Raw genomic sequence first — 17,954 nt, forward strand, 5'->3', positions numbered from 1 at the left:
AGATCACCGCGAGCCGCAGAGGCGGACCCGAGCATGCACACGGGCACAAAAAGAAGCGGTCCTCCTCCGGACTTTCGTCCGGAGGAGGACCGCTTCCTCATGGTGCGCGAGGGGGGAGTTGAACCCCCACGCCCTTTCGGGCACTGGAACCTGAATCCAGCGCGTCTGCCTATTCCGCCACCCGCGCATGGGTGTTGTCTTTGGGTCTCTCACTGTGTGGTGCGAGCGCCTGCCGACATCCAGAAGATTAGCACGGTGCGGACGGTGGATTCACATCCGTATTCGGCGGGCACCTGCCAAGGGATCCGCTCTCGGACCGTGCCGGGGCCCAGGCCACGCCCGGGGCCGCGCCCGGGCCGGCACCGGACCTGTCCCCCTGGACCGTGCTCCCGCCCGCCCGGCCCGGCCCGCCCTCGCCCATCCCCGGGACCGGAGCACGCGAAGGTCCACAGCCAGGTGCGGGACACTGGCTCGGGGCCACCTCTACGATCCCTGCAAGAGGAGACTCAGCATGCGTCGCGAGCAACTGCCCGGAAGGGTTTGCGGATCCGGAAATCAGGGCCTCGTCAGGGGCCCTGGGGGGATCCCTGACGCCTGGTGCGGGCATGCCTTGTGAGAGGCGACACTCACCGACCGGGCAGACAGGGGGAACCAGCCGATTTCCCGGCGCGTGGATACGATCAGTAAGCAGTACCAGGATGACTACGACGGAGGAGGTGCCCCATGGGAGTCCTGAAGAAGTTCGAACAGCGACTTGAAGGTCTGGTCAACGGCACCTTCGCCAAGGTGTTCAAGTCCGAGGTCCAGCCCGTCGAGATCGCCGGCGCCCTCCAGCGGGAGTGCGACAACAACGCGACGATCTGGAACCGCGAGCGGACGGTCGTCCCCAATGACTTCATCGTGGAGCTCAGCGCCCCCGACTTCGAGCGCCTGAGCCCCTACTCCGGCCAGCTCGGCGACGAGCTCTCCGGCATGGTGCGCGACTACGCCAAGCAGCAGCGCTACAGCTTCATGGGGCCCATCAAGGTCCATCTGGAGAAGGCCGAGGACCTCGACACCGGCCTGTACCGCGTCCGCAGCCGCACGCTCGCCTCCAGCACCTCCCAGTCTCCCGAGCAGGCCACCGCGGGCCCCGGCCCCGGCGGCGCGGGCCCCGGCCCCGGCGGCGCGGGTCCCGGCACCGTGGCCCCGGGCCGTGGCGCGGGCGGCGGCTATGGCTATCCGCAGTCCTCTTCCGGCGCCCCCGGCGGGGCGCCTCCCATGCCGGCGGCACCACCGCCCGGCGCGGGTCGCCCCGGCGCCCCGTCCCCGGCGGCGGCCAGACCCCCGGTCCCCGGCGCCGGACCGCTCCCGGGCGCCCAGGTGCGGCGCTGGATCGAGATCAACGGCAATCGCCATCAGATCTCCCGCCCGACGCTGGTGCTGGGACGCAGCACCGACGCCGATGTGCGGATCGACGACCCCGGCGTATCGCGCCGGCACTGTGAGATCCGGACCGGAACGCCCTCGACGATCCAGGATCTCGGGTCTACCAACGGCATCGTGGTAGACGGGCAGCACACCACCCGCGCTACGCTCCGCGACGGCTCGCGGATCGTCGTGGGCCAAACCACCATCGTTTACCGGCAAGCCGAAGGGTGAAGCGGGGGCAATGTCAGAGCTGACCCTGACGGTCATGCGGCTAGGTTTCCTAGCCGTTCTGTGGCTGTTCGTGATCGTGGCCGTCCAGGTCATCCGCAGCGACCTGTTCGGAACGCGCGTCACACAGCGCGGTTCGCGCCGAGAGCGGCCCCAGCAGGCCGCCCGGGCGCAACAGGCCGCGCCTCCGCAACAGCGCCAGCAGCAGAGCGGCGGCGGCCGCCAGCGCCGCGGCGCCCCGAGCAAGCTCGTCGTCTCCGAGGGCATCCTCGCCGGAACGACGGTCGCGCTGCAGGGCCAGACCATCACGCTGGGCCGTGCACACGATTCGACGATCGTGCTGGACGACGACTACGCCTCCAGCAGGCATGCCAGGATCTACCCGGACCGGGACGGCCAGTGGATCGTCGAGGATCTCGGGTCCACCAACGGCACGTATCTCGACCGGACCCGACTCACCACCCCGACGCCCATTCCGCTGGGCACGGCGATCCGCATCGGCAAGACCGTCATCGAGCTGCGGAAGTAGTGCTACGTCATGAAAGAGCGCGAGCGGAGCGAGCGAGCCGAAGCGGCTGTCCAGGCACTGGACGCCGGCGCGCTCCCGACCGGAGGGTGGGCACCGTGCGGATGTACCCGGAGCCGACGGGCGAGGTGCGCATGAGTCTGTCTTTGCGCTTCGCCGCCGGATCGCACAAAGGCATGATCCGGGAGGGGAACGAGGACTCCGGTTACGCCGGCCCCCGTCTCCTCGCCATCGCCGACGGCATGGGGGGCCAGGCCGCGGGTGAGGTGGCCAGCTCCGAGGTCATCACGACGCTCGTCACGCTCGATGACGACGTGCCCGGTTCGGACATCCTGACGTCGCTCGGCACGGCCGTGCAGCGGGCCAACGACCAGCTGCGGCTGATGGTCGAGGAGGACCCCCAGCTGGAGGGCATGGGGACGACCCTGACCGCCCTCCTGTGGACGGGTCAGCGCCTCGGCCTCGTCCATGTCGGCGACTCCCGCGCGTACCTCCTGCGCGACGGCGTGCTCACGCAGATCACCCAGGACCACACCTGGGTGCAGCGCCTCGTGGACGAGGGCCGCATCACCGAGGAAGAGGCCACCACCCACCCGCAGCGCTCCCTGCTGATGCGCGCGCTGGGCAGCGGCGACCACGTGGAGCCGGACCTGTCCATCCGCGAGGTCCGCGCCGGCGACCGGTACCTGATCTGCTCCGACGGCCTCTCCGGTGTCGTCTCGCACCAGACCATGGAGGACACCCTCGCCTCCTACCAGGGCCCGCAGGAGACCGTGCAGGAGCTGATCCAGCTCGCGCTGCGCGGCGGCGGCCCCGACAACATCACCGTGATCGTCGCCGACGTCCTGGACATCGACAGCGGCGACACCCTCGCCGGCCAGCTGTCCGACACCCCCGTGGTGGTCGGCGCGGTCGCCGAGAACCAGCTCCAGGCGCAGGACGACGGCGCCATGCAGACGCCCGCCGGCCGCGCCTCCGGGCTCGGCCGCCCGGTGCCGCCCCAGTCCTCGGGCGGCGGCTTCGGCCCGCCCGGCAGCGGTGACTCCACGGGGTACGTCCCCGAGGGCGGCTTCGGGGCGTACGACGACGAGGACTTCGTCAAGCCCCGCGGCGGCCGCAAGTGGATCAAGAGATCGCTCTACACCGTGCTCGCCCTCGCCATCATCGGCGGCGGGCTCTACGGCGGGTACCGCTGGACGCAGACCCAGTACTTCGTGGGCACGAAGGACGAGCACATCGCGCTCTACCGGGGCATCGACCAGGATCTCGCCTGGGTCAGCCTGTCGAAGGTGGAGAAGGACCACCCCGAGATCGAACTCAAGTACCTGCCGCCGTACCAGCGCAAGCAGGTCGAGGCCACCATCGCCGAGGGCAACTTCGACGAGGCCACGAGCAAGATCGAGGAGCTGGGTCTGCAGGCCTCCGCGTGCCGGAAGGACGCCGAGCGCCGCAAGGTGGAGCGCGAGAACAGCGCCAGGGCCGGCGAGGGCGAGGCGGGCGGCACGACCGGCCTGACCAAGGCCCCGGGCGACGACCCCACCACCGACCCGTCCGGCCCGGCCGGCAAGAACGACAAGAACAGCACGACCGACAAGAACAAGTCCAAGACCGCACCGACTCCCACACCCGGCCCCAGCCTCTCCGAGGATGAGCAGAAGCTGGTCCCGCTGTGCGGTAAGCAGTAAGCAGCCGTTGGGGGCCTCTGCACGCCATGAGCAGTACTACACACACGTCGACGATCGGCGCGATCGGGGCGCCGAGCCGGCGCAACACCGAGCTCGCGCTGCTCGCTTTCGCGGTCGTCATCCCGTTGTTCGCCTACATCAACGTCGGCCTCGCGCTCGACGGTGAACTGCCGTCCGGCATGCTCGGCTACGGCCTGGGCATCGGGCTCCTCGCCGCGGTGGGCCACATCGTGGTGCGCCGGTTCGCGGCGTACGCCGACCCGCTCCTGCTGCCGCTCGCCACGCTGCTCAACGGCCTCGGGCTGGTGGTCATCTGGCGCCTGGACCAGTCGGAGAAGCTGCAACAGCTCGCCAAGGCCGCCACGGGCTCGTTCAGCCCGTCGGCGCCCAAGCAGCTGATGTACTCGGCCATCGGCATCGCGCTCTTCGTGGCCGTGCTCATGCTGCTCAAGGACCACCGCGTCCTCCAGCGGTACACGTACATCTCCATGGTCGGCGCCCTGGTCCTGCTGCTGCTGCCCCTCGTGCCGGGCCTCGGCATGAACATCTTCGGCGCCAAGATCTGGATCAGCGTCGGCGGCTTCTCCATCCAGCCCGGTGAGTTCGCGAAGATCGTCATCGCGATCTTCTTCGCCGGCTATCTCATGGTGAAGCGGGACGCTCTCGCGCTGGCCAGCCGCCGCTTCATGGGGCTGTACCTGCCGCGCGGGCGCGACCTCGGTCCGATCGTCGTCGTGTGGGCGATGTCGATCCTCATCCTGGTCTTCGAGACCGACCTCGGTACGTCGCTGCTGTTCTTCGGCATGTTCGTCGTGATGCTGTACGTCGCCACGGAGCGCACCAGCTGGATCGTGTTCGGTCTGCTGATGTCCGCCGTCGGCGCCGTCGGCGTGGCCACCTTCGAGCCGCACGTGCAACAGCGCGTGGACGCCTGGCTGAACCCGTTCGCGCCCGAGACGCTGGCGCAGACCGACCAGATCGCCCAGTCCCTGATGGCCTTCGGCTCCGGCGGTGTCCTTGGCACCGGCCTCGGTCAGGGCCACTCCGACCTCATCGGCTTCGCCGCCAACTCCGACTTCATCCTCGCCACCTTCGGCGAGGAGATGGGGCTGGCCGGCGTCATGGCGATCCTGCTGATCTACGGCCTGATCGTGGAGCGCGGCGTCCGCACGGCGCTCGCCGCCCGCGACCCGTTCGGCAAGCTCCTCGCGATCGGCCTCTCCGGAGCCTTCGCCATCCAGGTGTTCGTCGTGTCCGGCGGTGTCATGGGCCTCATCCCGCTCACCGGTATGACTATGCCGTTCCTCGCGAACGGCGGTTCCTCCGTCATCGCCAACTGGGCCCTGGTCGGCATCCTGATCCGGATCAGCGACACCGCGCGCCGTCCCGCCCCGTCCCCCGCCCCGAACCCCGACGCCGAAATGACCCAGGTGGTCCGACCGTGAACAAGCCCCTGCGCCGGATCGCGATCTTCTGTGGGCTGCTCGTCCTCGCCCTGCTGGCCCGGGACAACTGGCTCCAGTACGTGCAGGCCGACTCCCTGGCCAAGCACGAGAAGAACCGCCGCGTCACCATCGAGCGCTACTCCCAGCCGCGCGGCGACATCATCGTGGACGGCAAGCCGATCACCGGCTCCAAGGCCACCCCGGGCAGCGACCTGAAGTACAAGCGCACCTGGAAGAACGGGCCCATGTGGGCCCCCATCACGGGTTACTCCTCGCAGCGCATCGGCGCCAGCCAGCTGGAGAACATCGACGACGGCATCCTGACCGGCAACGACGACCGGCTCTTCTTCCGTCGCACGCTCGACATGCTGACCGGCGAGAAGAAGGAGGGCGGCAACGTCGTCACCACCCTCGACGGAGCGGCGCAGAAGGCCGCCTACGAGGGCCTGAAGGGCCGCGGCAAGGGCGCGGTGGCCGCCATCGACCCCTCCACGGGCGCGATCCTCGCGCTGGCCTCCACCCCTTCGTACGACCCCGGTGACTTCGCGGGCAACACCAACGCCGAGGCCGAGAAGTTCCTGGAGCTCGACAAGGACAAGGACAAGCCGCTGGTCAACCGCGCGCTGCGCGAGACCTACCCGCCCGGCTCCACCTTCAAGGTCGTCACGGCGGCGGCCGCCCTGGAGCACGGCCTGTACGACAGCATCGACGGCAAGACGCGCTCGCCGCTGCCGTGGACCATGCCGAACACCACGACCCAGCTGAAGAACGAGGGCGACCTGCCCTGCAAGAACGCCTCGCTGCGTGAGGCGCTGCGGGTCTCCTGCAACACCGTCTTCGGCAAGATCGGCGCCGATCTCGGCAAGGACAAGATGCTGGAGACGGCGAAGAAGTTCGGGTTCAACTCCGAGCAGTTCGTCCCGGTCCGCTCCAACGCCTCGAACTTCCCCGAGGACATGGACAAGCCGCAGACCGCGCTGTCCTCCATCGGCCAGTTCGAGACCGCCGCCACGCCCCTGCAGATGGCCATGGTCGCCTCCGCGATCGCCAACGACGGCACGCTCATGGAGCCGTACATGGTCAGCGAGCTGCAGGCCCGCAACCTCGACGTCATCGAGAAGCACTCGCCCAAGGAGATGAGCGAGCCGCTCTCGAAGGAGAACGCCCAAAAGCTCCAGGAAATGATGGAGACGGTCGTCAAGTCGGGCACGGGAACCAGGGCGCAGATCCCCGGCGTCACCGTCGGTGGCAAGACGGGTACGGCCCAGCACGGCGTGGCGAACAGCAAGAACCCCTACGCCTGGTTCATCTCGTACGCCAAGACGGACTCGGGCTCGCCGGTCGCCGTCGCCGTGGTGGTCGAGGACAGTGCCGCGGACCGGGGTGACATCTCCGGTGGCGGGCTCGCCGCCCCCATCGCCAGGGACGTGATGGAAGCGGTCATCAAGAGCAAGAAGTGACGCCCGTCACGGCCACTCGACATCGGTGCACGTTGCGGTACCGGTCCGGTATCGGCTGACGGTCACGTCCGGGTCACGTAAGTCGAGCCGGGTACCGTATGCCCGGACAGCACACCGCCGGACCACACAAAGGTGCGGTCGGGGACCGACGGAGAGGGCTGGATTAGCTATGGAAGAGCCGCGTCGCCTCGGCGGCCGGTACGAGCTGGGCCAGGTGCTAGGCCGTGGTGGGATGGCGGAGGTCTACCTCGCGCACGACACCCGCCTCGGACGCACCGTGGCGGTGAAGACGCTGCGGGTCGACCTGGCCCGCGATCCGTCGTTCCAGGCCCGGTTCCGCCGTGAGGCCCAGTCGGCCGCCTCGCTCAACCACCCGGCGATCGTCGCGGTCTACGACACCGGCGAGGACTACGTCGACGGGGTCTCCATCCCGTACATCGTGATGGAGTACGTCGACGGCTCCACGCTGCGCGAGCTCCTTCACTCCGGCCGCAAGCTGCTGCCGGAGCGGGCCATGGAGATGACGATCGGCATCCTCCAGGCCCTGGAGTACTCCCACCGCAACGGCATCGTCCACCGCGACATCAAGCCCGCGAACGTCATGCTGACGCGCAACGGCCAGGTCAAGGTCATGGACTTCGGCATCGCCCGCGCCATGGGCGACTCCGGCATGACGATGACGCAGACCGCCGCGGTGATCGGCACGGCCCAGTACCTGTCCCCGGAGCAGGCCAAGGGCGAGCAGGTGGACGCCCGTTCCGACCTCTACTCCACCGGCTGTCTGCTCTACGAGCTGCTCACCGTCCGGCCGCCGTTCGTCGGCGACTCCCCGGTCGCCGTCGCCTACCAGCACGTACGTGAGGAGCCGCAGGCCCCGAGCGTCTTCGACGGAGAGATCACTCCGGAGATGGACGCCATCGTCCTGAAGGCCCTCACCAAGGACCCCGACTACCGCTACCAGTCGGCCGACGAGATGCGCGCCGACATCGAGGCGTGTCTGGACGGCCAGCCCGTCGCGGCCACCGCCGCCATGGGCGCGGTCGGCTACGGCCACCCGGACGACCAGCAGACCGCGATGCTGCACCCGCACACCGGTGGCGGCCACACGTCCATGATGCCGCCGGTCGGCCCCGACGACGGCGGCTACGACGAGACCGGCCACGGCCGCCGGCAGAAGAAGAACAACACGTCGACGTGGCTGCTGATCATCGCGGGCGTCCTCGTCCTGGTGGGGGCGATCCTCATCGGGAAGGTGGCGTTCAGCGGGGACGGCGCCGACAGCGCGACGAAGGCGCCGAACCTCGTCGGCGAGAAGCTCGGTGAGGCCAAGGAGTCGGTCGCCAACGTCGGGCTCAAACTGGAGGTCGGCAAGCACGAGCCGTGCGCCAAGTACCCGAAGGGCGAGATCTGCGAGCAGGACCCCGGGGCGGACACCGAGGTCGAGAAGGGCGACACCATCACGGTGACGGTGTCGACCGGTGCGCCCAAGGTCGCGGTGCCGAACGTCATCAGCACGGACGTCGAGGACGCCACGGAGAAGCTGCGGGGCGACAAGTACCAGTTCAAGGTGGAGACCGAGTCCCGGGAGTCCACCGAGGAGCCGGGCACGGTGCTCGAACAGGACCCGACGTTCGGGACCGAGGTCCAAAAGGGCAGCAAGATCACCCTCACCGTCGCCAAGAAGAAGGCGCAGTCCGTCGTGCCCAGCGTGGTCGGCAAGACCTGGGCCGAGGCGAAGAAGCAGATCGAGGACAACAACCTCGTTCCCCAGCGTCAGGACGTGGCCAGCGACGAGGTCGCGGAGGGCAAGGTCATCCAGACCACACCCACCGCGGGCACCTCGGCCGACCCCGGCTCCACGGTGACCGTCCAGGTCGCCAAGAAGCCGGAGGAGACCACCGTCCCGCCGCTGACCGGCCAGAAGCTGAAGGACGCCCGTAAGGCCATCGAGGACGCCGGCCTCTCGGTCGGCACCATCACCGGCCCGCAGGACGACGACGCCCTCGTGGTCCTCTCCACGCCCAACGCGGGCGAGAAGGTCGATCCCGGCTCGGCGGTCAACCTGACCACCGCGGGCGGCGGCGGAAACGGCGGGAACGGCGGGAACGACGACGGCGGAATCGGCGGCGGGGACGACGGCGGCGGCTTCCTCGGCGGCCTGTCGCAGCGCGACTCCCACCGGGACTCCCACTGGGGCTCGAACCGCGACGAGGACTGACCCCGGCCCACCGGCCGCGTGAACGAAGCCCCGGTCACCGCTCAGCGGCGACCGGGGCTTCGTCGTACCCGCCCTGGGGCAGCGTCACTGCAGCTCCGGTGGAGGCGTCCGCTTGCTGTCGACGTCATCGATCCGCTCCAGCTCGCCCCACACGACGTAGCGGTAGGTGGAGGTGTAGACGGGCGTGCAGGTCGTCAGCGTGATGTAGCGCCCGGAGTGCTTGACGCCCGATTCCCTGGGGATGGGGTCCAGGACCTTCACGTTGTACTTCGAGGTCTCGGGCAGCGTCTCGTAGACCTTGTAGACGTACCACTTGTCCCGCGACTCGAAGACGATCGCGTCGCCCTTCTTGATCTTGTCGATCTTGTGGAACTTCGCGCCGTGCCCGTCGCGGTGCGCGGCCAGCGTGAAGTTGCCCTTCTTGTCCTGGGGCAGGGCGGACTTGATCGGCTTCTTGTAGTAGCCGGCGACGCCGTCGTTGAGGCGCTTGCTGTCGGTGCCCGGTTTGACCAGGATCTCGCCGTTGCCCATCGCGGGTACGTGCAGGAAGCCGATGCCGCCCTTGGTGTCGACGCTGCCCGGACCGCCCGCCCACCGGTCGCGCACCTTCTCGCCCTGCTGGTGCGCCTCGCGGTCGGCGACGACGTTGGTCCACCACAGGGAGTAGACGACGAAGAGGCCGAGGACCAGGCCCGCGGTGATGAGGAGTTCCCCGAAGACGCTGACCGCCGTGGCGAGGGGACCGCGGCCCCGGCGGCGCGGTGGGGGCGCCGGGGCCGCCTCGGCCTGCTTCTCGTCGTCTTCGGTCGTGGCTGCCACTGGTTCCGCCCCGTTCTCACACTTCTAGTTGACGAGCACGCTCGGCTTGCCCTTGCCGCGCGGCCGTTCCTCGGCCATCTTGCCCCAGACGATCATCCGGTACTTGCTGGTGAACTCCGGGGTGCAGGTGGTCAGTGTGATGTAGCGGCCGGGTTTCGTGAAGCCGGAGCCCGGCGGCACGGGGCTGATCACACTGATGTTTCCGGGGTTCGTCTGCGGCAGGATGCTTGCCATCTTGTAGACGTAGTACGTGTCCCGCGTCTCGACGACGATGGGGTCGCCCGGCTCCAGGCGGTTGATGTAGCGGAACGGCTCGCCGTGGGTGTTGCGGTGGCCGGCCAGCGCGAAGTTGCCCTTCTCCGCGTCCGGCATCGCGGTCTTGGTGGCGCCCTTGTCGTAGTGGCCGACCATGCCGCGGTCGAGGACCTTCTGCTTGTCGATGCCCTCGGCGACCGGCACGACGACGTCCAGCTTCGGGATGTGCAGGAGCGCGAAGCCCTGGCCCGGCTCGAAAGCACCCGGCCTGCCCTCCCCCTTCGCCCACTCCCGCTGCAGCGCGTGGGCGGCGCCGTCCGCCTGCTGCTGGGCCCTTATGTTCGTCCACCACAGCTGGTAGGCGACGAACAGCAACAGCAACACGCCTACGGTGATGAAGACTTCGCCGAGCCCACGGCTGATCACCGCGCCGGGCGAGGGCCTGCGGGCGCGCTCCGCGCGTCGGGCCTCCACCCGCGAGAGCGGGGCCCCGCCGGGCCGGGGCGGTGCGGGGCGCGCGCCGCCCTTCCTCGCGGCCTTGCGGCGGGCGGCCCTGCCCTCGGCGGGGTGCGGGAGCCCGGGGCTGCCCCCGGTGGAGCCGGCGGGCTCGGGCCCGCCCCCGGTCTGCGGCGCGCGGCGCGTGTCGGCGGTCCGCAGGCCCACCGTCTCGTCATCGGCTATCGGCTCGGGGGCGTAACCGCCGTACAGCTGCTCGTACGTGGGTTCAGGCGCGCGCTGGGGCACCACCCTGGGGGCGGGGGCCGCCGTGGGCCCGGGCGCGCGTGGCGGCTCCGCCAGGGGCTCGGGAGCGGGCACGCGCTGCGGCTCGGCAATCGCGCTGCGGAACCACGGAGAGGGGTGGTCCCCGGGCCGGGGGCCGGGCAGCGGATCGGTCAGCGGGTCGGCCAGGTGATCGACCGCTTCCTCCAGTGTCTCCGCGTCCCCGTGCGCGCGAGCGCCCCCGTCCCCGGGCGCGCCACTCGCGCCGTACGGGGCCTCGGAGGGGCCCGGCTCGGGGCGCGGGGCCGTCACGCCGTGGCCCTGCCCACCACCGGGGCGAGCCCGCTCGATCGCGCGACGGCGCCGGTGTCGCCGCACTCCACCAGCCAGTTGGCGAGCATGAGGTGGCCGTGCTCGGTCAGCACGGACTCCGGGTGGAACTGCACGCCTTCGACCGCCAGCTCCCGATGGCGCAGGCCCATGATGATGCCGTCCTCCGTACGCGCGGTGACCTCCAGCTCGGCCGGGACGGTGGCGGGCTCCGCCGCCAGGGAGTGGTAGCGGGTCGCGGTGAAGGGCGACGGCAGGCCGGCGAAGACGCCCTTGCCCTCATGGCGTACGAGCGAGGTCTTGCCGTGCAGGAGCTCCGGGGCCCGGTCCACCACGCCGCCGTACGCCACCGCCATGGACTGCATGCCGAGGCAGACCCCGAAGACGGGCACGCCGGTCGCGGCGCAGTGGCGCACCATCTCGACGCAGACGCCCGCCTGCTCCGGGGTGCCGGGTCCGGGCGAGAGCAGGACGCCGTCGAAGCCGTCCTGCGCGTGCCGCAGCTCGACCTCGTCGTTGCGCAGCACCTCGCACTCGGCCCCCAGCTGGTACAGGTACTGGACGAGGTTGAAGACGAAGCTGTCGTAGTTGTCCACGACCAGGACGCGTGTGCGGCGGGCGCCGCCGGGGGCGCTCACTGGCCGTCCACCGTGACGTCGTTGAAGGGGAGCAGCGGTTCGGCCCAGGGGAAGACGTACTGGAACAGCACATAGACCACCGCGAGGACGAGCACCAGAGCGATCAGCGCCCTCAACCATGTGTTTCCCGGCAGATGCCGCCAGATCCAGCCGTACATGCCGTCCCTTCCGGTCGCGTACGGCAACAGGCCTCTCTCGCCGTACGGCAACAGACTAACGGCGCAGTGCCTCCGGTTTCCCGGCCTCCACGGGCCGGGTGCCCTCCAGTCGGGCCCAGACGACCAGCCGGTGGCTGTGTCCCCACTCCGGTTCGCAGGTCGTCAGGGTGAGGTAGCGGTCGGGGCCCGTGAAGCCGGACGCGCGCGGGACGGGCGCGATGACGCCGATGTCGCCGGGGAGGGTCCTGTGGGGCCTCCTCTCGACGCGGTACGTGAACCAGGTCGCGCCGTCGGTCAGGACGACGGCGTCACCGCGCCGCAGCCGCGGGAAGTCCTTGAAGGGGTCGCCGTAGGTGCGCCGGTGGCCGGCGACCGCGAAGTTGCCCTTCTGTCCCAGCCGGGCGGTGGCGGCGTAGTGCCCGAGCCCCTTCTTCAGCACGTCCGTACCGGTGCCCTGGAGCACGGGCTTGTTCCACGTGAAACCGAACCGCGGGATGTACATGACGGCGAACGGTTTGCCGTCCTTGTAGGGGGCGGGCTGCAGCGGGGATGCCTCGCCGCCGCCACCCTCGGCTCCGTCCGTCCCCGTGGCCGCCGAGCCCCGCGCCCACCGGCTGTGGAGATCGTCGATCTGGCGCTCCATGGCCTCGTCGGCCCGCACGCCGGTCCAGAACAGGACATACACCACGAAGAGCACGATCAGCGTGCCGACGGTCACGCACAGCTCGCTGAACGTCCTGACGATCACGCGCACGGACACAGGCTCCCCCTAGGGGCGGCTACTCCTCGGCTGCCCACCGGCCGCTCCACGGCTCCGCCGGTCGTCGCGCGGGACCGCTCCGCCGGTCATCGCACGGGCTTCGCGTAGTGGAGATCCACTGTGCCCGAGTAGCCGGGAACAGTCACCGTCCCGTCCTCGTCCACTTTCCAGCCGAGGCCGTAGGCGTTCACGTAGAGCATGTAGTTCTGGATCTCGGGGGACGCGGCGAGGGCGGTCCTGAGCTTGTCGGGGTTCCCCACGGCGGTCACCTTGTAGGGCGGGGAGTAGACGCGGCCCTGGAGGATCAGGGTGTTGCCGACGCAGCGCACGGCGCTCGTGGAGATCAGCCGCTGGTCCATGACCTTGATGCCCTTGGCGCCGCCCTGCCACAGGGCGTTGACCACCGCCTGGAGGTCCTGCTGGTGGATGACCAGGTCGTTGGGTTGCGGGTCGGGGTAGCCCGGGAGTTTGGGCGTCGCGTCGGGCGGGGCGTCGGCGAGGGTGACCGTGACGGCCTCACCGTGCAGCTCCTTGGTGCCGGCGTTCTCCTCCAGGGCCTTGAGCCGGGCGTCGTCGGCCTTGGTGCCCCCGTCGTCGCGCTGGGCGAGCGCCTCGACGTCGTCGCGCAGGGAGCCGTTGGACTCATCCAGGGCGCCGTTCTTGTGGCTGCGCTCCTGGATCAGGTCGGACAGTTTCAGCAGGGAGGCGTCGGTGCGGATGTTGGTGCCCTTGGCCGTGTTGAAACTGGTGAAGAAAATCAGGCCGGCGAGCGCGAAAACGGCACCCGTAAGCACCCGAACCGGACGCCACCGAGGGCGACGACCGGCACCTTCGTGGGGGTCGGCAGAATTGCTCAACGTACCCTTATCTCCTTCAGCGCCGCGGAAGCACTACGCTAACGGACGCCCGGGGGAGGCCTCTGCTCCCCGAGGAGTCCCGCCCGGCCCCGTCCCAGTTACCTGCGCGGCCACGCAGCGCATCGACAGGAGAGACCCTCGTGCCGAAGTCACGTATCCGCAAGAAGGCAGACGACTACACGCCGCCCCCCGCCAAGAAGGCGACGAACATCAAGCTGACCAACCGCAGCTGGGTGGCTCCGGTGATGCTGGCGATGTTCCTCATCGGGCTCGCCTGGATCGTGGTCTTCTACGTCACGAACGGCACGCTGCCGATCGACTCGCTCGGCAACTGGAACATCGTCGTCGGTTTCGGCTTCATCGCGGCGGGCTTCGGCGTCTCCACGCAGTGGAAGTAGCTCTCCGCACGGACGGGAACCAGCTCCCGGCACGGAGGGGAAGTAGCTCACCCCACCCCCGCCGCGCAAGCCCTGCCCTGAGTTATCCACAGCGCTATCCACACGAGTGGAAAAGGTCTGAAGATCTGTGGATAACTCTCCGCCGGTTGACACCGGTGTGACTGACCCACCGGTTCCCTCGCCACCGCCCACCCCTTGTCCTTCCTGGGAAAACCCGGGCCGGCGACGAGGGGCACGGGTGTTCCCCACAGCGTGCACAGGATCGAGCACACGCTGTGGACAACACCGTTTCCTCACACGAGCTGCCCGGTCCTGACGAGCACGATCACGACGGTCGCGACCAGGACCAGCGCACAGCTGCCGTACTGGATGAGGCTCCGCCGCTCGCGGGGCGCGTACACCATGGCGTAGCCCACGACGAGCCCGCCGACGAGGCCACCGATGTGGGCCTGCCACGCGATGTTGGGCCAGAACTTCGTGATGAGCAGGTTGACCGCCAGCAGCACGAGGACCGGCCGCATGTCGTACTTCAGGCGCCGCATCAGGACGGCGGTCGCGCCGAACAGGCCGAAGACGGCGCCGGACGCCCCGAGCGAGGGCTGATTCGGCTCCGCGAGGAGATAGGTCAGCGCGCTGCCCGCGATCCCCGAGGCCAGGTACAGGGCGATGTACCGGGCCCGGCCGAGGGCCGCTTCGAGCGGCCCGCCGATCCACCACAGGCTCAGCATGTTGAAGGCGATGTGCATGACGCTGCCGTGCAGGAACATCGCCGTGACCAGGCGGTACCACTGTCCCTCGGCGACGCCTTCGACCGATCCGAGTTCCGGCACGAAGGCGCGTCCGAGCATGTCGTACTGGTCGGTGAAGCGGTCCCCGATCGCCATCTGCACCAGGAACAGGGCGATGTTCAGCCCCAGCAGGACCTTGGTGACCAGCCGGGGGTCGGCGCTGATCGTGCCGCCGGCGACCGTGCGCGGCTGGGTGGCCGTCGGGGCGTGGCCCGTCCCCGAACCACCGCGGACGCACTCCGGGCACTGGAAGCCGACCGAGGCGCTGATCATGCACTCGGGGCAGACGGGACGTTCACACCGGGTGCAGGTGATGCCGGTCTCACGGTCCGGGTGGCGGTAGCAGCGGGGCAGGCCCGACTCCCCCCGCGACTCCTGCGGGCTGCCTGGCACCTGGTCCATGAGGTCCCCTCAAATCTCCGTGCGACGGCACTGGTACGACGGCACTGCGGCGCTGTGGCGTGCTGGCACGCTCGGCAACGCACCGCCCCGCCCTTCCTTACGGATGGGCGGGGCGGTTCGGTTCCCTCGCGGATACGCGCGGGTACGCGTCGATCAGGCGTCGCGGGTCTCGATGACCACGGACTCGATGACCACGTCCTGCACCGGGCGGTCGGTGCGCGGGTTGGTCTGCGTGCCCGCGATGGCGTCCACGACCTTGCGGCTGGCGTCGTCGGCGACCTCGCCGAAGATCGTGTGCTTGCCGGTCAGCCACGCGGTCGGCGACACGGTCACGAAGAACTGCGAGCCGTTCGTGCCCGGTCCCGCGTTGGCCATCGCCAGCAGGTACGGCTTGTTGAAAGCGAGGTCCGGGTGGAACTCGTCCTTGAACTCATAGCCCGGGCCACCGGTGCCGTTGCCCAGCGGGTCGCCGCCCTGGATCATGAATCCGCTGATAACGCGGTGGAAGACGGTGCCGTCGTACAGACGGTCCGTGGTCTTCTTGCCGGTCGCGGGGTGGACCCACTCGCGCTCGCCCTGAGCGAGCTCAACAAAGTTCTTGACCGTCGTGGGCGCGTGGTCCGGCAGGAGCCGGATCACGATGTCGCCCTGGTTGGTCTTCAGGGTGGCGTAAAGCTGCTCAGCCACGATCTGCCTTCCGTTGTCTTCTGTGACAGTCTTCTGTGACACCCCGATCCTCGCACGGACCGGATGGGGACGAGTAGCCGCCGAGTGGCGCGCGCCGCGGCGATCCGCGGGCGGCGATCCATGGCATCGTCGGCAAAGAACTCTTCTCGTCCCGTTCAACCGGATTCCCCGGGCCGGAAACGGATACCCGTTCCTTGCCGCCCGCGAGTGATTCATACCTGGGAGCGATCCAGAAGGCATGATCCTTGAAAGGGTGGAAAGGTGACATACGTATACGCCACCGAGGAGGAGGATCACGTGACCCGCATCGACAGCGTGCGTGCCGCGACTGGCTCGGCCAAGGACAGCGTGCGGCACGCCGCGGACGCGGTGGCGCCATACGCCGACACGGCCAAGGGCCGGGCCGCGCAGTACGCCCAGGAGGCGCGTGCGCGGCTGGCGCCCAAGGTGTCGCAGGCGGCCGAACAGGCCCGTGTCCAGTACGGCGCCCACGTCGCCCCCCGCGTCGAGCAGGCGCGTACGCACGTGCCGCCGAAGGTCGACCACGCCGCCCACGAAGCAGCCGTACGCACCCGCAAGGCCGCCCGGCAGGCCGCCGAGTACTCCAAGCCCCGCATCGAGAACGCGGTGGCGGCCGCCCAGCCCGTCCGTGAGGAGGCGGCGGCCCGCAGCACGGCCGCGCTCGCTGCTCTGCGCGGCCAGGTCTCGGCCAAGGAGATCCAGCGGCTGGTCCGCAAGCACGAGCGCCGGGCCAGGAACGGCCGCATCGCCAAGAAGCTGGCCCTTGTCAGCATCCTCGCGGGGGGTGCCTTCGCCGCCTGGAAGTGGTGGGACAAGCAGGCCAACCCGGACTGGCTGGTGGAGCCGCCCGCGGCCACCGAGGTCCCCGACAGCACGCCGCTGACCTCGGTCGACGGCAGCGACCAAGCCGCCCTCGACCCGGAGGTCCAGGCCAAGCAGGCCGAGGCGGAGGCGACGGACCGGGACAAGCAGAGCTGACGCAGGCGGGACGCGCGCCGCGTCCCCTGCGGCAGTGACACCGCAGCACCACGCGTCGTGGGGCGGAGGACCGACTGGTCCTCCGCCCCACGATGTTTCACGTGAAACAGCGCCTCGAGCGTCCCGCCCGCCGCCTGACCGCGTTCTCGCACACGCTGACCGCGTTCTCGCACACGCCGCTCACCAGTCGATCCCGGCCGCCACCGGCCGATGGTCGCTGCCGGTGGCCGGCAGCACCCACGCGCTCTTCGGCTCGACGCCCCGGACCAGGATCTGGTCGATCCGCGCCACGGGGAAGGTCGCCGGCCAGCTGAAGCCGAAACCGTCCCCGGCCTCCTCCTGGGCGGAGTGCAGCCGCGCGGCGAGACCGGCGAGCGCGCGGTCGTCCAGGGTGCCGTTGAGGTCACCGAGGAGCACCACCCGTTCGTTGTGTTCGGCGGCGACGGCCTCGGCAAGCGCCTGTGCGCCGCGATCCCGGTCGCCCGTCCAGAACCCGTCCCCGGGACGGACCCGTACGGACCCCAGGTGGGCCACGTACACCGCCAGCGGCCCGTTCTCCGTGGCCACCGTGGTGCGCAGCGCCCGACTGTCGGCCGCTCTGACCTCGGCCGGCTTGGTGGCCGCCAGCGGTCCGACGTCCTGCGCGGTGTCGACCGGTCCGGTGTCCGACAGCGGCAGCTTGCTCCACAGACCGACGGTGCCCAGCACCGTGTGGTGCGGGTAGGCCTTCGCCAGTGCCCGCTCGTACAGCGGCTTCGCCTGCGGGTCGATCTCCTCCAGGGCCAGTACGTCGGCACCGGAGCGGACCAGGTCGCGGGCGGTGCCGGCCGGGTCGGCGTTGTCGGCGTCGACGTTGTGGGAGACCACGGTGAGGTCGGCGCCCGGCCGGGACTTGTCGGCGAGCAGCCCACCGTAGAGGTACAGCCACGCCACGGCGGGCAGCAGCAGCGCGAGGGCCGCCGAGGCGGAGCGGCGCCACAGCGCCCCGGCGAGCAACACCGGGACGAACAGCGCGGACCACGGCAGGAAGCTCTCCACCAGGCTGCCGATGCCCTTGCGGTCCGGGAGCCGGGCGTGCAGCAGGAGGAGCAGGCCCAGCAGCAGCGCCAGCACCGCGAACACCGGGCCCCGCTTCCACGGCTCCGCTCGGGGCCGGGCCGGGGCGTCCGGA

At 69.9% G+C, this 17,954-nt stretch carries 17 protein-coding genes and 1 tRNA gene; 8 read left to right on the forward strand and 10 right to left on the reverse strand.

The features are described 5' to 3' along the window. Positions 1 to 100 precede the first annotated feature (100 nt). A tRNA-Leu gene (locus ABZ385_RS04485) sits at positions 101 to 187 on the reverse strand. A 536-nt stretch (positions 188 to 723) separates the two neighbouring features. Between ABZ385_RS04485 and ABZ385_RS04490 the strand changes: the two genes are divergently transcribed. The 6 genes from ABZ385_RS04490 to pknB all read left to right on the forward strand — a co-directional run bounded on the left by ABZ385_RS04490 (position 724) and on the right by pknB (position 8,972). Further along, positions 724 to 1,641: a DUF3662 and FHA domain-containing protein gene (locus ABZ385_RS04490; protein WP_358909651.1), complete on the forward strand. Its 918-nt coding sequence runs from the start codon at positions 724 to 726 to the stop codon at positions 1,639 to 1,641. Between the two features lie 10 nt (positions 1,642 to 1,651). Further along, on the forward strand, positions 1,652 to 2,167 hold the full coding sequence (locus ABZ385_RS04495; protein WP_358578011.1) for an FHA domain-containing protein: 516 nt from the start codon (positions 1,652 to 1,654) through the stop codon (positions 2,165 to 2,167). 131 nt (positions 2,168 to 2,298) lie between these two features. Continuing rightward, on the forward strand, positions 2,299 to 3,849 hold the full coding sequence (locus ABZ385_RS04500) for a Stp1/IreP family PP2C-type Ser/Thr phosphatase (protein ID WP_358909653.1): 1,551 nt from the start codon (positions 2,299 to 2,301) through the stop codon (positions 3,847 to 3,849). A 26-nt stretch (positions 3,850 to 3,875) separates the two neighbouring features. Next, positions 3,876 to 5,294 (forward strand): FtsW/RodA/SpoVE family cell cycle protein, encoded by a 1,419-nt coding sequence (locus ABZ385_RS04505; protein ID WP_358578015.1) that lies wholly within the window; start codon positions 3,876 to 3,878, stop codon positions 5,292 to 5,294. Continuing rightward, positions 5,291 to 6,754, forward strand: coding sequence for a penicillin-binding protein 2 (locus ABZ385_RS04510; RefSeq protein WP_358578016.1), 1,464 nt, complete (start codon positions 5,291 to 5,293; stop codon positions 6,752 to 6,754). Before ABZ385_RS04505 ends, ABZ385_RS04510 begins: the two co-directional genes overlap by 4 nt. 169 nt (positions 6,755 to 6,923) lie before the next feature. Continuing rightward, on the forward strand, positions 6,924 to 8,972 hold the full coding sequence (pknB, locus tag ABZ385_RS04515) for a Stk1 family PASTA domain-containing Ser/Thr kinase (protein ID WP_358909655.1): 2,049 nt from the start codon (positions 6,924 to 6,926) through the stop codon (positions 8,970 to 8,972). Positions 8,973 to 9,056: 84 nt separating this feature from the next. Here pknB and ABZ385_RS04520 read toward each other — a convergent pair whose 3' ends face one another. From ABZ385_RS04520 to ABZ385_RS04545, 6 genes are all read right to left on the reverse strand, one after another. Beyond that, positions 9,057 to 9,791: a class E sortase gene (locus ABZ385_RS04520; RefSeq protein ID WP_358578021.1), complete on the reverse strand. Its 735-nt coding sequence runs from the start codon at positions 9,789 to 9,791 to the stop codon at positions 9,057 to 9,059. A 24-nt stretch (positions 9,792 to 9,815) separates the two neighbouring features. After that, a complete protein-coding gene (locus ABZ385_RS04525; protein WP_358909656.1) occupies positions 9,816 to 11,078 on the reverse strand; it encodes a class E sortase in 1,263 nt (420 codons plus the stop codon). After that, positions 11,075 to 11,734, reverse strand: a complete 660-nt coding sequence (locus ABZ385_RS04530) for an aminodeoxychorismate/anthranilate synthase component II (protein WP_358578026.1) — start codon at positions 11,732 to 11,734, stop codon at positions 11,075 to 11,077. The genes ABZ385_RS04525 and ABZ385_RS04530 overlap by 4 nt, the downstream gene beginning before the upstream one ends. Beyond that, positions 11,731 to 11,919: a hypothetical protein gene (locus tag ABZ385_RS04535; protein WP_358578229.1), complete on the reverse strand. Its 189-nt coding sequence runs from the start codon at positions 11,917 to 11,919 to the stop codon at positions 11,731 to 11,733. The genes ABZ385_RS04530 and ABZ385_RS04535 overlap by 4 nt, the downstream gene beginning before the upstream one ends. A 28-nt stretch (positions 11,920 to 11,947) precedes the next feature. Then, on the reverse strand, positions 11,948 to 12,652 hold the full coding sequence (locus ABZ385_RS04540) for a class E sortase (protein WP_358578029.1): 705 nt from the start codon (positions 12,650 to 12,652) through the stop codon (positions 11,948 to 11,950). Positions 12,653 to 12,738: 86 nt separating this feature from the next. Further along, positions 12,739 to 13,509: a DUF881 domain-containing protein gene (locus ABZ385_RS04545; protein WP_358909658.1), complete on the reverse strand. Its 771-nt coding sequence runs from the start codon at positions 13,507 to 13,509 to the stop codon at positions 12,739 to 12,741. Between the two features lie 140 nt (positions 13,510 to 13,649). Between ABZ385_RS04545 and crgA the strand changes: the two genes are divergently transcribed. Further along, positions 13,650 to 13,907 carry a cell division protein CrgA gene (gene crgA, locus ABZ385_RS04550; protein ID WP_358578035.1) on the forward strand — a complete coding sequence of 86 codons (258 nt, stop codon included), beginning with the start codon at positions 13,650 to 13,652 and terminating at the stop codon, positions 13,905 to 13,907. Positions 13,908 to 14,200: 293 nt separating this feature from the next. Here the strand turns inward: crgA and ABZ385_RS04555 are convergent, their stop codons facing one another. Continuing rightward, positions 14,201 to 15,097, reverse strand: coding sequence for a rhomboid family intramembrane serine protease (locus ABZ385_RS04555; RefSeq protein ID WP_358578037.1), 897 nt, complete (start codon positions 15,095 to 15,097; stop codon positions 14,201 to 14,203). 153 nt (positions 15,098 to 15,250) lie between these two features. Next, positions 15,251 to 15,784, reverse strand: a complete 534-nt coding sequence (locus ABZ385_RS04560) for a peptidylprolyl isomerase (RefSeq protein ID WP_358578040.1) — start codon at positions 15,782 to 15,784, stop codon at positions 15,251 to 15,253. Between the two features lie 297 nt (positions 15,785 to 16,081). Here ABZ385_RS04560 and ABZ385_RS04565 point away from each other — a divergent pair, with 297 nt between their 5' ends. Continuing rightward, positions 16,082 to 16,783, forward strand: coding sequence for a DUF5324 family protein (locus ABZ385_RS04565; protein WP_358909768.1), 702 nt, complete (start codon positions 16,082 to 16,084; stop codon positions 16,781 to 16,783). A 180-nt stretch (positions 16,784 to 16,963) separates the two neighbouring features. Here ABZ385_RS04565 and ABZ385_RS04570 read toward each other — a convergent pair whose 3' ends face one another. Further along, positions 16,964 to 17,905, reverse strand: coding sequence for an endonuclease/exonuclease/phosphatase family protein (locus ABZ385_RS04570; RefSeq protein ID WP_358909660.1), 942 nt, complete (start codon positions 17,903 to 17,905; stop codon positions 16,964 to 16,966). Positions 17,906 to 17,954 lie beyond the last annotated feature (49 nt).

The sequence above is a fragment of the Streptomyces sp. NPDC005898 genome (assembly GCF_040629635.1).
GTDB lineage: Bacteria > Actinomycetota > Actinomycetes > Streptomycetales > Streptomycetaceae > Streptomyces.

Bases quoted from the DNA above. Each gene is read 5' to 3' on its own strand.
- ABZ385_RS04505 (WP_358578015.1), top strand. From the start codon at position 3,876: ATGAGCAGTACTACACACACGTCGACGATCGGCGCGATCGGGGCGCCG.
- ABZ385_RS04490 (WP_358909651.1), top strand. From the start codon at position 724: ATGGGAGTCCTGAAGAAGTTCGAACAGCGACTTGAAGGTCTGGTCAAC.
- ABZ385_RS04555 (WP_358578037.1), bottom strand. From the start codon at position 15,097: ATGGACCAGGTGCCAGGCAGCCCGCAGGAGTCGCGGGGGGAGTCGGGC.
- ABZ385_RS04495 (WP_358578011.1), top strand. From the start codon at position 1,652: ATGTCAGAGCTGACCCTGACGGTCATGCGGCTAGGTTTCCTAGCCGTT.
- pknB (WP_358909655.1), top strand. From the start codon at position 6,924: ATGGAAGAGCCGCGTCGCCTCGGCGGCCGGTACGAGCTGGGCCAGGTG.
- ABZ385_RS04500 (WP_358909653.1), top strand. From the start codon at position 2,299: ATGAGTCTGTCTTTGCGCTTCGCCGCCGGATCGCACAAAGGCATGATC.